General features: G+C 52.6%; 8 protein-coding genes, 1 tRNA gene, 2 rRNA genes and 1 other annotated feature (1 of these 12 only partly in view). Of the genes, 3 read left to right on the forward strand and 8 right to left on the reverse strand.

Features of this window, described 5'->3' with window-relative positions:
• From A6395_RS07785 to pdxS, 5 genes are all read right to left on the reverse strand, one after another.
• Positions 1–91: transfer RNA gene (locus tag A6395_RS07785), tRNA-Ser, on the reverse strand.
• A 146-nt stretch (positions 92–237) separates the two neighbouring features.
• Entirely contained in the window at positions 238–1521 is a 1284-nt protein-coding gene (gene serS, locus A6395_RS07790; RefSeq protein WP_070329504.1) for a serine--tRNA ligase, read from the reverse strand.
• A gap of 52 nt (positions 1522–1573) precedes the next feature.
• Positions 1574–1781 (reverse strand) — a binding site (T-box leader).
• An 18-nt stretch (positions 1782–1799) separates the two neighbouring features.
• Positions 1800–2981 (reverse strand): D-alanyl-D-alanine carboxypeptidase family protein, encoded by a 1182-nt coding sequence (locus A6395_RS07795; protein ID WP_071398622.1) that lies wholly within the window; start codon positions 2979–2981, stop codon positions 1800–1802.
• A gap of 138 nt (positions 2982–3119) precedes the next feature.
• Positions 3120–3698 carry a pyridoxal 5'-phosphate synthase glutaminase subunit PdxT gene (pdxT, locus tag A6395_RS07800; RefSeq protein ID WP_071398617.1) on the reverse strand — a complete coding sequence of 193 codons (579 nt, stop codon included), beginning with the start codon at positions 3696–3698 and terminating at the stop codon, positions 3120–3122.
• Between the two features lies 1 nt (position 3699).
• Complete coding sequence (pdxS, locus tag A6395_RS07805; RefSeq protein WP_070329506.1) at positions 3700–4590, reverse strand: pyridoxal 5'-phosphate synthase lyase subunit PdxS; 891 nt, start codon at positions 4588–4590, stop codon at positions 3700–3702.
• Positions 4591–4877: 287 nt separating this feature from the next.
• Between pdxS and pdxR the strand changes: the two genes are divergently transcribed.
• The 3 genes from pdxR (at position 4878) to A6395_RS07820 (ending at position 10509) form a co-directional block, all read left to right on the forward strand.
• Positions 4878–6296 (forward strand): MocR-like pyridoxine biosynthesis transcription factor PdxR, encoded by a 1419-nt coding sequence (gene pdxR, locus A6395_RS07810; RefSeq protein WP_071398618.1) that lies wholly within the window; start codon positions 4878–4880, stop codon positions 6294–6296.
• Between the two features lie 4 nt (positions 6297–6300).
• Positions 6301–6927 carry a class A sortase gene (locus A6395_RS07815; protein ID WP_252100528.1) on the forward strand — a complete coding sequence of 209 codons (627 nt, stop codon included), beginning with the start codon at positions 6301–6303 and terminating at the stop codon, positions 6925–6927.
• A gap of 150 nt (positions 6928–7077) precedes the next feature.
• Positions 7078–10509, forward strand: a complete 3432-nt coding sequence (locus A6395_RS07820; protein ID WP_071398620.1) for an alpha-amylase family glycosyl hydrolase — start codon at positions 7078–7080, stop codon at positions 10507–10509.
• A 46-nt stretch (positions 10510–10555) separates the two neighbouring features.
• Here the strand turns inward: A6395_RS07820 and guaB are convergent, their stop codons facing one another.
• The 3 genes from guaB to A6395_RS07835 all read right to left on the reverse strand — a co-directional run.
• The gene (gene guaB, locus A6395_RS07825; protein ID WP_071398621.1) at positions 10556–12019 is read right to left on the reverse strand and encodes an IMP dehydrogenase; all 1464 of its coding nucleotides are present in this window, start codon (positions 12017–12019) and stop codon (positions 10556–10558) included.
• A 251-nt stretch (positions 12020–12270) separates the two neighbouring features.
• A 5S ribosomal RNA gene (gene rrf, locus A6395_RS07830) occupies positions 12271–12386 on the reverse strand.
• Positions 12387–12437: 51 nt separating this feature from the next.
• Positions 12438–15000: ribosomal RNA gene (locus tag A6395_RS07835) — 23S ribosomal RNA — on the reverse strand (it continues 351 nt past the right edge of the window).

Below are 15000 nucleotides of genomic sequence, written 5' to 3' on the forward strand. Positions count from 1 at the left end.
TGGAAGAGGTGGTGGGATTCGAACCCACGCGGGCTGTTACACCCCTGACGGTTTTCAAGACCGTTCCCTTAAACCACTTGGGTACACCTCCACGGCTCATATGCAGTTGACGAACAAACATCTCGCTCGACATGATTTATAGTACCAACTCAGCAAGCAGATGTCAAACCCTTTTGTAAAAAAACATTTAAAAAAAAGCCTATCCGGAATGATACGTTCGGATAGGCCATTCCTCGTTTAACGGGGAAGTTCAATTTTTTCAATTCCGCCCATGTATGGACGCAGCGCTTCTGGGATGACGACAGATCCATCGGCTTGTTGGAAGTTCTCTAAAATCGCGGCGACGGTCCGACCGACGGCAAGCCCTGAACCGTTGAGTGTATGCACGAACTCCGGTTTGGCATTCACATCACGACGGAAGCGGATCCCGGCACGACGCGCTTGGAAGTCCTCGAAGTTTGAGCAAGATGAGATCTCGCGATATACACCTTGAGCCGGCATCCATACTTCAATATCGTACTTCTTCGCTGCGGTGAAACCGAGGTCGGCTGTGCACATGCTGAGTACTTGATACGGAAGACCGAGGCGTTTCAATACTTCTTCCGCGTGTCCTGTCAACAACTCGAGTTGTTCGTAAGACTCTTCCGGTTTGACGAAGCGGACGAGCTCGACTTTGTTGAACTGATGCTGACGGATGAGACCGCGTGTGTCACGACCGGCAGATCCCGCTTCTGAACGGAAGCAAGCGCTGTAAGCTGTATACGTGATCGGCAAGTTCGCTTCAGCGATAATCTCATCGCGGTGCATGTTCGTCACCGGTACTTCCGCTGTCGGGACGAGGAAGTAATTCGTGTCGGCCACTTTGAACGCATCTTCTTCAAATTTAGGCAACTGACCCGTCCCTGTCATCGCGTCACGGTTAACCATGTACGGTGGGAGCACTTCAGAATAGCCGTGCTCATCGGCATGCATATCCATCATGAAGTTGATCAACGCCCGTTCTAAGCGAGCACCTAATCCTTTATAGAAGACGAAACGGCTTCCCGTCACTTTACCGGCGCGTTCGACGTCGACAATTTTCAAGTCTTCCATCACGTCCCAATGCTGTTTCATCTCAAAATCGAACTCGGGCTTCGTTCCGACTTCGCGGATCGTGACGTTGTCGTCTTCTGTTTCACCGATCGGCGTTGATTCATGCGGGATGTTCGGGATGCTGAGGAGAATCATGTTCAACTCGGCTTCCACTTCACGTAATTCCTCGTCGAGCAACTTGATCTCATCACCAAGTCGGCGTGTTTCAAGGATCGGTGCTTCCGCGTCTTGCTTATTGCGCTTGAGCTCAGCGATTTGTTTCGTCGCTTCATTTCGTTTTGCTTTCTTCACATCGACCTCGTTGATGAGGTCCCGGCGTTTCTCTTCTAACTCCGGAAAACGGTCGAGCGCACTCAAGTCTTCACCGCGTTGGGCGAGCTTGGTTTTAATCCCTTCAAAATCTTGACGTAATCGTTTGATGTCTAACATAACTAGTTCCTCCTTTTTTGCATAAAAAAGGTGGCACGCCCCTTTCCCGTAGGAAAGGGACGAACCACCTTGGATCCGCGTTGCCACCCTCGTTGCCTAAAACTAGGCCACTCGATGCACGTAACGTGTGCGTGACGTGACTTGTTTCCAAGTCAATGCTCCGAGGCCGATTCAGTTACGTCGTCCCACTAGTTTGCACCAACCACTAGCTCTCTGTAAGTAGATGACTGTAACGTACTTTTCCTCATCGTTGCATCTGTCATTGAATTAATCTTACTTTACAACATCTCGACTCTATCGACAAGACTCAGTTTTCCTAGGACGAGTCGAACCTCCTCTAAAAAGTCTGCGAAGGCCCGGCTCATCCGAGTCAAAAATGAAACGGTCTCGACTGATTCGGCAGTCACAAGTGTTCCTGTCGGCGGACTCTCGCCGTCAAGATAGCGGACGCTCTCTGAAGGTTCAATCGTGACCGTCCCGACTTGTTGATCGACTGCGACCGGTGCTTTCGTGTCCGGAAGGTCATAGACTGGTTCAGGGACGGCTTGTCCTTTCTCGACGAGCACTTCGAACGCCGCTGTCGTCCGCGCAGCTACCGTTTCAACTTCTCCCTCGGCGACGAATACATTCTCCGGCACGATTTCTCCGGTCCGTAAAATCGGTGTCATGACAAAGTCGCGATAAGCGAACTCATGAAGTGCTTTCGTCGCCTCATAGCGCCCGTTGTCCGTCTCGGCCCCAAGGACGACGGAGAGTACGGTCCGACCATCTCGTGTCGATACGCCGATGAAGCAATAACCGGCGTCATCCGTCGTGCCCGTCTTAAAACCGAGCATCCCTGGATACGCCAAATCGCGGCCTGAAAGCATCCGATTCGTCGCTTCGAATCTGACGCCGTCAATGTCGACATACGCTCGCTTCGTCACGTCGAGCACATCCGGAAATTTCGTCAAGTAGGCGAGCGCGAGCCTCATCAAATCATTCGCCGACGTCAAGTTTTCTCCTGGACGACCTGCTGATACAGAATCTAGTCCCGAGACGTTCGCGAACGTCGTCTGGGTCATGCCGAGCTCGGTCGCCCGCTCGTTCATCTGTTGAACGAACGCTTCTTCCGACCCCGCCACCGCCTCGGACAGTGTCACCGCGGCCTCGTTCGCCGAGCGGATGAGCGCCACGTCATATAGTTCCTTGACTGTATACGGTTTATTGACGAGCGGGATGCGGGCGAGCCCTGGTTTACGCGTCAAGGCCAATGCCGCTTCACTCGGCGTCACTTCTTCGTTCCAACTCAGTTCTCCTGACTCGACTGCCTCCCGAACGAGGAAAGTGGTCATCAGCTTTGTGATCGACGCCGGTGGGAGCATCGCATCTTCATCTTTCGAAAAAAGAACCTGTCCGGTCGTCATATCGACGAGCATCGCACCGCTCGCTTCGACTTTAGGCGTTGCTGAAGCGTTCATCGGAAAAACAATAGTTATAAGGACAGCGCATATGAGCACCGATACAATCCATTTATCTTTCACAGTCTTGCCCCTTTCTGTACGTGTCTCGTTACAGTGTAGCAGAAAAAGACCCCCTAGTTACAGGGAGTCTTCGACTCATGCGAGTTGATGCTTCGTCGCCTTGACGATTTCTAAGAAGTAGCGGTGCATCGACAAGTCATCCGTCAGTTCTGGATGGAACGAACAGGCAACATATTTGTCGTAGCGCACTGCAACGATTGCTTCTTCGACCTCGGCGAGGACTTCGACGTTAGCGTCAACCGCTACTACTTGCGGGGCCCGGATGAACACTGCTTCAACCGCGTCATCGATTCCTTTGACCGGTAAATCGACCTCGAAACTGTCGACTTGACGTCCGAACGCGTTGCGCTTGACGGTCATCGGGATTTTGCGAAGGTGGGCATCATACCCTTCCACTTCGGTCGCGAGTAAAATCAGTCCGGCACATGTGCCGAACATCGGCAACGATGTGTTCGCACGAAGCGGTTCGAGCAGGTCATAGCGGTCGAGCAGACGACGCATCGCCGTGCTCTCCCCGCCTGGCAAGACGAGTCCGTCGATGCGGTCCAAGTCATCGACCGAACGGACGACGAGCGTATCTGCACCGAGCGCCTCGAGCATGCGGACGTGTTCACGAATCGCACCTTGCATTCCGAGTACACCGATCGTCGTCATCTTACCAACCTCGCGGCGCCATGAGCTCTTCTGGTTTGAGCGTGCGAACGTCGAGTCCTTTCATCGCTTCGCCAAGACCTTTTGACAAGTGAGCGATTCGCTCGTAGTCGTCATGGTATGTCGTCGCTTCAACGATGGCACGGGCAAATTTCTCCGGGTTCTCTGCTTTGAAGATACCTGATCCGACGAAGACGCCGTCCGCACCGAGGTGCATCATGAGTGCCGCGTCTGCCGGCGTCGCGATACCACCTGCTGCGAAGTTGACGACCGGAAGACGGCCCGCTTCACGAATTTGCATGAGCACTTCGAACGGGGCACCAAGATCGCGCGCTTCTGTCATCACTTCATCGATGCTCATTGAAAGCAAGCGTTTCACTTGTGCTTGGACAGTACGCATGTGACGAACCGCTTCGACGATGTTTCCTGTCCCTGGCTCACCTTTTGTCCGGATCATCGCTGCACCTTCACCGATGCGGCGTGAAGCTTCTCCGAGGTCACGCGCTCCGCAGACGAACGGCGCATTGTAATCACGCTTGTAAAGATGGAACTCTTCATCGGCCGGTGTCAACACTTCGCTCTCATCGATGAAATCGACCCCCATCGATTCAAGGACACGGGCTTCGGCGATATGTCCGATGCGGCATTTCGCCATGACCGGTACAGATACCGCTCCCATGACATCTTCGATGATTGTCGGGTCTGCCATCCGGGCGACGCCACCCATTTTACGAATGTCTGATGGTACGCGCTCGAGCGCCATGACTGCCACGGCTCCTGCCGCTTCAGCAATCTTCGCCTGTTCAGCGTTGATGACGTCCATGATGACGCCACCTTTTTGCATTTCTGCCATTCCACGTTTGACTTTATCTGTCCCTACTTGTCTCTTTTCCATATAAATCGCCTCCATTAAGCTAGTCTACTTGCAAGTATAGATTGATTTGACTATATTGAAAGTGCCAGTTTTATATTTTTTAAAGTGGTCAGTTTTAAGAGAAGGGTTCATGCTCGTTTCCTCGAATCTTATTACGTATAAGGGAGGAATGTTTTATGGACCAATGGGACCCGCGAGATCAAGCGGAAAACCGTTCCTTTTACGGGAAGCCTGGACTGATTTCGTTCATTCTCGTCATCGGATTCGTGCTCTATGTTTTCTTCGGCTGACAGAAGAAAGGACAACTTATGGATATGCTCACATTCTCGCTCGAGCCCGAATCGAGCACCCCGCTTTATGAACAGCTCTATTTACACATCCGGCAAGCAATTGTCGACGATACGCTCATGACCGGGACGAAACTGCCGTCAAAACGGAAGCTTGGCCAATTTTTGGACGTCTCGCAAACGACGGTCGAGCTCGCTTACGCCCAGCTGCTTGCGGAAGGATATATCGAGTCGCTGCCACGGAAAGGGTTTTACGTCTTGCCGCAAGAAGAGCTGTACGTCAGGCGTGGCACCAGCACGATCGAACCGCTTCCGACGAAAAAAACATACACGTTCGACTTATACCCGAGTCAGATCGATACGACCGCATTCCCGTTCGAACGTTGGCGCCGTCACTTGAAACAAGTCGTCGCCGAGGAGAATCATGAACTGCTCGCACTCGGGTCGGTGCAAGGCGATCTCGTGCTCCGCCAAGAAATCGCCACGTACTTGTATCACTCCCGTGGCGTTCATTGTTCGCCCGAGCAGATCATCGTCGGTTCTGGGACCGAGCAATTGTTGCCTCAACTGCTCGACTTGCTCACCGACGCGACGACGTTCGGGATTGAAGACCCGGGCTATCCGCTCACGCGACAGCTGTTCGAACACCAAAATCGAAGCTACGTCCCGCTCCCGGTCGACGACAGCGGGGTCCTTGTCGACCGACTCGAGGCAGAGGCAATCGATGCGGTTTATGTGACCCCGGCCCATCAGTTCCCGACCGGTACGATCCTGTCCGTCAGCCGTCGCCAGCGCCTCCTCAACTGGGCGTCCGAGCGGCAAACGTATATCATTGAAGATGATTACGATAGCGAGTTTCGTTACAGCGGCAAGCCGATTCCGTCGCTGCAAAGCATGGACCAAAACGAACGTGTCGTTTATTTGAGCACGTTTTCGAAGTCGCTCATGCCTTCGCTCCGCATCGGTTACATGGTGCTTCCGCCCCCACTGTTAAACCGCTATCGGGAACGGTATCGCCATTTCACCTGTAGCGTGCCGCGTTTCGAGCAACATACGCTAACCGAGTTTATGGCGAGCGGCGATTTCGAGAAACATTTGAACCGGATGCGCAAAACGTACCGCCGCAAACTCGAGACCGTGATCACGGCGTTCAAACCATACGAGCCGCTCGTCACAATCACTGGCGCCAGCGCTGGTCTCCACATCGTCCTCTCGGTCGATACAGCACAAACTAGCGAGCAATTGAAGCAACTCGCTGAACAGTCAGGCATTCGTATAAAGGCGATGGCCGACTATCGTATCAATTCACGCGACACGAGACCGCAACTACTGTTTGGTTTCGCCGCCCTGCCTGAAGCGACGTTACAAACGGCGATCGACCAGTTGATGGCCTGTTGGAATATCGGGAAGGGAGGGCCATATGGGAAAACCTCGCGATAAAACAATGATCAGACGCTCACGCTACGTCATCGGCATCGTCTGTTTGTTGATCGGTAGCCTCTTTTTGACCGAGTCATGGTGGAAAGACCGTGTCGCCACCTCGAACAGCAAACGTGTGACTGAAGCGATTCAACTCCAACAGCCGGATCGGGGCGAATTCGACTTCGAAACGGTCGAACCGTTATCGTGGGACGACTTGTTAAACGTGCGCAATCGATTTCATGATTTGCCGACAATCGGCATGATCATGATTCCAGATATCGATTTAGAATTACCAATTTTGTACGGTCTCGACAATGAGAATTTGGCAGTCGGGGCTGGTACGATGCGCGCTTCCCAACAGATGGGGCGTGGGAATTACGCACTAGCCGGTCATTACACCCAAAGTCCGACAGCCTTGTTCGGACCGCTCCATACGATCAAGACGGGAACGATGATTTACGTGACCGATTTGACGAACACGTATCAATACCGGACGGAGGCACTCGAGACCGTTCCCCCGACACGGATCGACGTGCTTGACGAGACGACAGATGCGACCATTACCTTGATCACGTGCACGTTCGATGCGACGGAACGATTAATCGTCAAGGGAGAGCTCGTGCAGACAACACCTTATATCTCTAACTGAGCGTCCTTCCACACGAAGGACGTTTTATTGTTTTTCAAAAAACATATTGTGAGCGCTTACATAATCAGCTAAACTATTTCTGGAACCGTTTGCACAAAATTGACAATCCGTTGCCCTGTAGACGACCTATTTTACGAAAGAGGTGCTCTCATGAAGAAGAACAATACGGCACGACGTACGACGACATTACTCTTATCTTCTGTCCTGCTCATTCAAGCCGGTGTCCCGGTGAACGTCTTGGCCGAACCGACGACGGTGGCAGTCGATGGGAATAAAACCGATTGGACAGACGTCTCGGCGCTGGCGTCATCGGCAGATGTTGGTTGGCAAGGCTTCGATCTCGGCAATCTTTATCTTCAAAATGACAAAACGAACCTGTACTTCTATGTCGATGCGTTCAACGTCCCGAACTGGGGCGACAACGGCCAATACATAAACATCGCCCTCCAAGTGAACGATGAAGATTCTGGCGTCGCCACGAACCCACTCGGTTATCCGTTCAACTTTAATCAAACAGACAAAAAACCACAGTATCACATTTTACTTCGTGTCGATGGGGACAAGTCTGTCAAAGAAGCCGCGCTCTATGAAGCTGGGAAGACGACCCCGCTCGCGAACTTGGCAAACTTGAACGGTGCTTCGTTCGCCCTCGACCGGACGACAGGATTCGAAGGGAAAATCCCGTTGTCGCTGCTCGGTTTAAAAAATGACGACACGGTCCGTTCTCTCACCGTCCTCAGCGGAAACAATGCCGGTGAACACGGTGCATTCGATACGATTCCGAGCAACGGATCTAACAAACTAGCCGACAGCTGGAACGTCTCGGCCAACCCGTCGACTCAATCTGTGTACAGCCCGGCCTATACGCTCAGCGGCGTCGAGACAGTAACGCAGCTTGAAGTAACGAACGTCGACCCGGCGAATCAGTCTGAAGCTGCCGACGTATCTGCTCCCATCACCTGGACGTTCAATGAACCGGTGACGTTAGACGCCTCAAATGTCAGCTTGATGAGCGGAGAGACGGCCATCCCGTTCACTGCCGAAGCAAACGGTTCGACCGTGACCGTCACGCCGACGAGCAAACTCGGACTCAGTCAAACATACACGGCCACATTGCCAGCCGGGGCCGTCAAAGGTAATCTATCGACCACGACGCTACCCGCGCTGACGACTTCGTTCAAGACCGTCACGGAGCTGGCTGATCCATGGAAGACGCAGCGGTACATCGAAATGCTGTACGTCCGCGCCGATCAAGACTATACCGATTGGAACTTGTGGACGTGGAGCACCGGGGCAAAAGATGGACAAGTGGATCCCTACAAAATTACGGAAGACGGCGCCATTTTCCGGATTCCGGTCGGGAAAGATGCGACGAACGTCGGATTTGTCATCCGTAAAGGAACCGATTGGGCGGTCAAGGACGCTTACGGTGAAGACCGTTACGTGAAACTCGGAAATGATCGTGTCACGAAAGTCGTCGTCGCGAGCGGCCAAGGCACCTTCCACCAAGTACCAACCATTCAAGGACCGGTGTTCGAGAACGGGACCGTCACGTTCTTCTATCGGGACAAAGACTTGTACGAGGCAGGACAGCTCGATCAACTCGACCGTGTCGCCTTAAACGTGAATGGCGTGACCTATCCGATGACGTATGAAGACAAGAACGAATGGTACCGTCATACCGTCCGTCTTCCGGAAGGGACGCATGACTATACGTTCCTCGTCACAAAAGACGGCGTCACGACCGAAGTGACGGACCCCAATTTCGAAGCGTCAACCGTCGAATACCGTCGCCCGGCCATCAAACTCACGTCTTCGCTCGCACCGAAAGCAATCAGTTCGCGGGAGAATGCCGTCGTTCATGTCAAACCGACGTTACCAAAAGGCGTGACGCTTCGTGAACTCTATATCGATGCCCGCCCACTTGGCGGACCGGCTAAACTTTCAATCGATCCGGCGCTCAATAAACAGACGATCGCGGTCAAAGATACGGTCAAGCCAGGCAATAAGACGTTGACGATCACGGCTGTGGACCAATACGGCAACGTCCATAAAACGACGGCTTCCGTAAACGTCCGACCGGTCACGATGAAAGACAAGCAAGCGTTCGACTGGGACGAAGCCCGGATCTACTTCATGTTGACGGATCGTTTCCACGATGGCGACAAGACGAACAATAATCCGAACGGTGAATATTATGACCAAGATCATCTCGAATCGTATCACGGCGGCGATTTCGCCGGGATCACGAAAAAACTCGACTATCTCGACAAGCTCGGGATCAACACGATTTGGATCACCCCGATCGTCGATAATATCGATTGGGATCTCCGCTACGGTAAAGATGGCTCTCAATACGGCTATCACGGTTACTGGGCCAAAAACTTCGAGAAACTTGATGAACATCTCGGAGACATGCAGGCGTTCCATCGCCTGATCGATGCGGCCCACGCACGCGGCATCAAGATCATGGTCGACGTCGTCTTGAACCACCCAGGCTACGGAATGGAACCAGGCGCCGACAGCACAGGGGCGACGAATTTCCCTACGAACAAGGAACGTGATGCCTTTAAAGGCATGATTCGTGACACGCCTGTCGACGGGGATGATTTGAAAATGTCGCTCTCCGGCCTTCCTGACTTTAAGACAGAGGAAGCTGCCGTCCGTGAACAACTCGTCAAATGGCAGACTGACTGGATCAAGCGTTCGAAGACGAAACAAGGAAACACGATTGATTACTTCCGTGTCGATACGGTCAAGCATGTGGATGCGACGACATGGAAATCGTTTAAGAATGAACTGACAGCGCTCAAGCCAGACTTTAAAATGATTGGTGAGCATTACGGGGCGAGTGTGAACAACACAGGCGGCTATCTCCGGAGCGGCCAGATGGATTCGTTGCTTGATTTCGACTTCAAGTACCAAGCGGAAAATTTCATCAACGGGAACATTGATGGGGTCGAGAGCGCTCTTCAATACCGGAACACCCAACTCTCAAACGAAGCGACACTCGGCCAGTTCCTCAGCAGCCACGATGAAGATGGCTTCCTCATCTCTCGTGCTGACGGCGATGAAGGTAAGCATATGGTCGCAGCCTCGCTCCAAATGACGGCGAAAGGGCAACCGGTCATCTACTATGGAGAAGAGATCGGTCAATCTGGGAAACATGCCTTAGACATGGACAAAGGCGAGTTTAACGAAAACCGTTACGACTTTGACTGGAAACGGGTGAACGGTGAAGGCAAAGACATGCACGCCCACTATCAAAAGTTGCTCAACATTCGGGCGGACTATTCAAAAGTGTTCAGCAAAGGAACACGTTCGGTCGTTGCCGGCGGTTCGAGCACCGGTTACTCGATTTTTGAACGGACATACGGAAAAGAGTCTGTCCTCGTCGGATTGAACACGAAAGAGTCGGCTCAAACGGCAACATTCCAAACAAAACATAAGCAGAACACAGTACTCGTCGACCGCTACAGCGGGCGGACGTACGTTGTCAAACGCGATGGCAAGGTGACCGTAAACCTACCAGCGCAAGATCAAGGCGGCACGGTAATCCTCGTCACGAAGTCTAAAAAATAATCAGCAAAAAGCCGTTGTCCCTTTTCAGGAGACAACGGCTTATTTGTTAACGTGAATAGTTTGGTGCTTCCTTTGTGATGTGGACATCGTGTGGGTGGCTTTCTTGCAGGCCGGCTCCAGTCATCCGAATGAATTGCGTATCTTCTCGCAACGCTCGGATGTCGGCAGCTCCGCAATAACCCATTCCTGAACGGAGACCACCAATGAGTTGATACACCGTATCGGCCAGCTCACCTCGATAAGCGACACGTCCTTCAATGCCTTCTGGGACGAATTTTTTGTCCGCTTCTTGGAAGTAACGGTCTTGACTGCCTCGCTTCATCGAAGCTTCCGATCCCATACCACGGTAAGTCTTAAACTGACGACCTTGATAGATCTCCATCTCACCTGGGCTTTCTTTTACGCCAGCCAAGAGACTACCGAGCATGACAGCGCTTGCGCCAGCAGCGATTGCCTTGACGATATCGCCCGAGTACTTGATTCCACCGTCAGCGATGACCGTGACGCCGTGTTCTCGTGCTTCTGTCACGCAATCATAGACTGCCGTGATTTGAGGGACACCGACTCCGGCAACAACCCGTGTCGTACAAATCGAACCCGGACCGATTCCGACTTTAATGACTGAAGCGCCGGCCTCGATCAAAGCACGTGTCGCTTCTGCCGTCGCCACGTTACCAGCGATGATTGGAAGTGTCGGGAACAAATCACGCAGCTCTTTCACTTTCTCGATGACACCAGCCGAGTGGCCGTGTGCTGTATCGACAACGAGCGCATCCACGCCTGCATCGACAAGGATTTGAGCACGCGAAGCAGCGTCTTTTGTTACCCCGACAGCTGCCGCCACAAGAAGACGCCCTTGTTTGTCTTTCGCAGCGTGAGGGAATTGCTCAACCTTCTCGATATCTTTCGTCGTGATCAAGCCCTTTAAAACGCCGGCATCGTCGACGAGTGGTAACTTCTCGATGCGGTGTTGGTGCAGAATTCGCTCTGCTTCTTCAAGAGAAGTTCCGACTTTTGCAGTGACAAGATTTTCTGTCGTCATGACGTCTTCGATCACAGTCGAGTAGTCTCTGATGAAGCGAAGGTCACGGTTAGTCAAAATACCGATCAATTTCCGTTCTTGTTCAGAATTGACGATTGGGACACCGGAAATGCGGTATTTACTCATTAAATACTCGGCATCATAAATTTGGCGCTCTGGCGTCAAATAAAATGGGTTCGTAATGACTCCGTTCTCCGAACGTTTCACACGGTCGACATGCTCTGCTTGCATTTCCATCGACATGTTTTTGTGGATGACGCCAAGACCACCTTGACGCGCCATGGCGATCGCCATCGGTGCTTCCGTCACTGTGTCCATACCAGCGCTGATGACCGGAATGTTTAACTCGAGCCCTTCACATAGCTTCGTGCTCAGACTTACATCTCTTGGCAAGACATTTGAAAACCGCGGTACGAGTAAGACGTCATCAAACGTTAATCCTTCTTTTGCAAACTTGTTTTCCCACATAAAAATCGATTGCCCCTTTCTCTATCGGACCCGAATCTTTGTTTCGAAATATTTCTGTAATGGTAACAGGTATGGCTCGAAAGTGCAATTCAATTCACGATGTTCAGAAAGTTCAGAATTGTGTTCATTCCTGTTGAATCCTTCTCAAATCATTCGGAAAATGTCCACGTTATCGGAAGGCCAAGCCAATAATAATCGGTTTTAGAAATAGAAAAAGACGACCAAGCATGTGCTTGGTCGTCCTTCATATGGCCTGGCAACGTCCTATCCTCACAGGGGGAGACCCCCAACTACTTTCGGCGCTGAAGCGCTTAACTTCCGTGTTCGGCATGGGAACGGGTGTGGCCGCTTCGCTATCGCCACCAGACAAGGGAATTGTTCCCTGAAAACTGAAGACTCATCAAGTTCAAACCGTTTCTAGATCAAAGCCTCGACCGATTAGTATCATTCAGCTCCACACGTCGCCGTGCTTCCACCCATGACCTATCTACCTCATCGTCTCTGAGGGGTCTTTCTTGATTGCTCAAAGGGAAATCTCATCTCGGAGGGGGCTTCATGCTTAGATGCTTTCAGCACTTATCCCGTCCGCACGTAGCTACCCAGCGATGCTCCTGGCGGAACAACTGGTACACCAGCGGTGCGTCCATCCCGGTCCTCTCGTACTAAGGACAGCTCTCCTCAAATTTCCTGCGCCCACGACGGATAGGGACCGAACTGTCTCACGACGTTCTGAACCCAGCTCGCGTACCGCTTTAATGGGCGAACAGCCCAACCCTTGGGACCTACTCCAGCCCCAGGATGCGATGAGCCGACATCGAGGTGCCAAACCTCCCCGTCGATGTGGACTCTTGGGGGAGATCAGCCTGTTATCCCCAGGGTAGCTTTTATCCGTTGAGCGATGGCCCTTCCATGCGGAACCACCGGATCACTAAGCCCGACTTTCGTCCCTGCTCGACTTGTAGGTCTCGCAGTCAAGCTCCCTTCTGCCTTTGCACTCTGCGAATGATTTCCAACCATTCTGAGGGAACCTTTGGGCGCCTCCGTTACTGTTTAGGAGGCGACCGCCCCAGTCAAACTACCCGCCTGACACGGTCCTCCAGCCGGATCACGGCTGCGAGTTAGAGACTCTATACGCAAAGGGTGGTATCCCAAGGATGTCTCCACCGAAGCTGGCGCTCCGGCTTCACAAACTCCCACCTATCCTGTACATCGCGTACAAAGCCTCAATATCAGGCTGTAGTAAAGCTCCATGGGGTCTTTCCGTCCTGTCGCGGGTAACCTGCATCTTCACAGGTACTATGATTTCACCGGGTCTCTCGTTGAGACAGTGCCCAAATCGTTACGCCTTTCGTGCGGGTCGGAACTTACCCGACAAGGAATTTCGCTACCTTAGGACCGTTATAGTTACGGCCGCCGTTTACTGGGGCTTCGGTTCAGTGCTTCTCTTGCGATGACACATCCCCTTAACCTTCCAGCACCGGGCAGGCGTCAGCCCCTATACTTCATCTTGCGATTTAGCAGAGACCTGTGTTTTTGCTAAACAGTCGTTTGGGCCTATTCACTGCGGCTTATGTTGCCATAAGCGTCCCTTCTCCCGAAGTTACGGGACCATTTTGCCGAGTTCCTTAACGAGAGTTATCCCGCGCGTCTTAGAATTCTCATCTCGCCTACCTGTGTCGGTTTACGGTACTGGCGCCGACCTCCTTACTAGAGGCTTTTCTTGGCAGCGTGAAATCCGGTACTTCGCCCTACGGGCTCCACATCACAGCTCAACCTTGTGTGCCGGGCGGATTTGCCAACCCGACGGCCTCGCTGCTTGTCCGTGCACTTCCAGTCGCACGGTTACCTTATCCTTCTGCGTCCCCCCATCGTTCAAACGGTGGTACGGCGGTACAGGAATATCAACCTGTTGTCCATCGCCTACGCCTTTCGGCCTCGGCTTAGGTCCAGACTAACCCTGAGCGGACGAGCCTTCCTCAGGAAACCTTGGGCTTTCGACGGAGGGGATTCTCACCCCTCTTTTCGCTACTCACACCGGCATTCTCACTTCCAAGCGCTCCACGGCTCCTCACGATACCGCTTCACTGCTGCTTGGAACGCTCCCCTACCATTCCTTACGGAATCCATAGCTTCGGTGGTATGTTTAGCCCCGTTAAATTTTCGGCGCGGCGTCACTCGACTAGTGAGCTATTACGCACTCTTTGAATGGTGGCTGCTTCTAAGCCAACATCCTAGTTGTCTGTGCAACGCCACATCCTTTTCCACTTAACATACACTTTGGGACCTTAGCTGATGGTCTGGGCTGTTTCCCTTTCGACTACGGATCTTATCACTCGCAGTCTGACTCCCGAGTACAAGTTGCCGGCATTCGGAGTTTGACTGAATTCGGTAACCCTGTGGGGGCCCCTAGTCCAATCAGTGCTCTACCTCCGGAACTCTTCACCTCGAGGCTAGCCCTAAAGCTATTTCGGGGAGAACCAGCTATCTCCAGGTTCGATTGGCATTTCACCGCTACCCACACCTCATCCCCGCACTTTTCAACGTGCGTGGGTTCGGACCTCCAGTCAGTGTTACCTGACCTTCATCCTGGACATGGGTAGATCACCTGGTTTCGGGTCTACGACGACGGACTGATGCGCCCTATTCAGACTCGCTTTCGCTGCGGCTCCGCCTCATCAGCTTAACCTTGCCCGCCATCGTAACTCGCCGGTTCATTCTACAAAAGGCACGCCATCACCCGTTAACGGGCTCTGACTACTTGTAGGCATACGGTTTCAGGATCTATTTCACTCCCCTTCCGGGGTGCTTTTCACCTTTCCCTCACGGTACTGGTTCACTATCGGTCACTAGGAAGTATTTAGCCTTGGGAGATGGTCCTCCCGGATTCCGACGGGGTTTCACGTGTCCCGCCGTACTCAGGATCCACTCTGGAGGGGATAAGATTTCAGCTACAGGGCCGTCACCTTCTCTGGCCGACCTTT

This window comes from Exiguobacterium sp. SH31 (genome assembly GCF_001816105.1).
GTDB lineage: Bacteria > Bacillota > Bacilli > Exiguobacteriales > Exiguobacteriaceae > Exiguobacterium > Exiguobacterium aurantiacum_A.

What these genes read in the sequence shown, in the direction of transcription:
- serS (WP_070329504.1), bottom strand. Translation starts at nt 1,521, where the DNA reads ATGTTAGACATCAAACGATTACGTCAAGATTTTGAAGGGATTAAAACC.
- A6395_RS07795 (WP_071398622.1), bottom strand. Translation starts at nt 2,981, where the DNA reads ATGAACGCTTCAGCAACGCCTAAAGTCGAAGCGAGCGGTGCGATGCTC.
- pdxT (WP_071398617.1), bottom strand. Translation starts at nt 3,698, where the DNA reads ATGACGACGATCGGTGTACTCGGAATGCAAGGTGCGATTCGTGAACAC.
- pdxS (WP_070329506.1), bottom strand. Translation starts at nt 4,590, where the DNA reads ATGGAAAAGAGACAAGTAGGGACAGATAAAGTCAAACGTGGAATGGCA.
- pdxR (WP_071398618.1), top strand. Translation starts at nt 4,878, where the DNA reads ATGGATATGCTCACATTCTCGCTCGAGCCCGAATCGAGCACCCCGCTT.
- A6395_RS07815 (WP_252100528.1), top strand. Translation starts at nt 6,301, where the DNA reads ATGATCAGACGCTCACGCTACGTCATCGGCATCGTCTGTTTGTTGATC.
- A6395_RS07820 (WP_071398620.1), top strand. Translation starts at nt 7,078, where the DNA reads ATGAAGAAGAACAATACGGCACGACGTACGACGACATTACTCTTATCT.
- guaB (WP_071398621.1), bottom strand. Translation starts at nt 12,019, where the DNA reads ATGTGGGAAAACAAGTTTGCAAAAGAAGGATTAACGTTTGATGACGTC.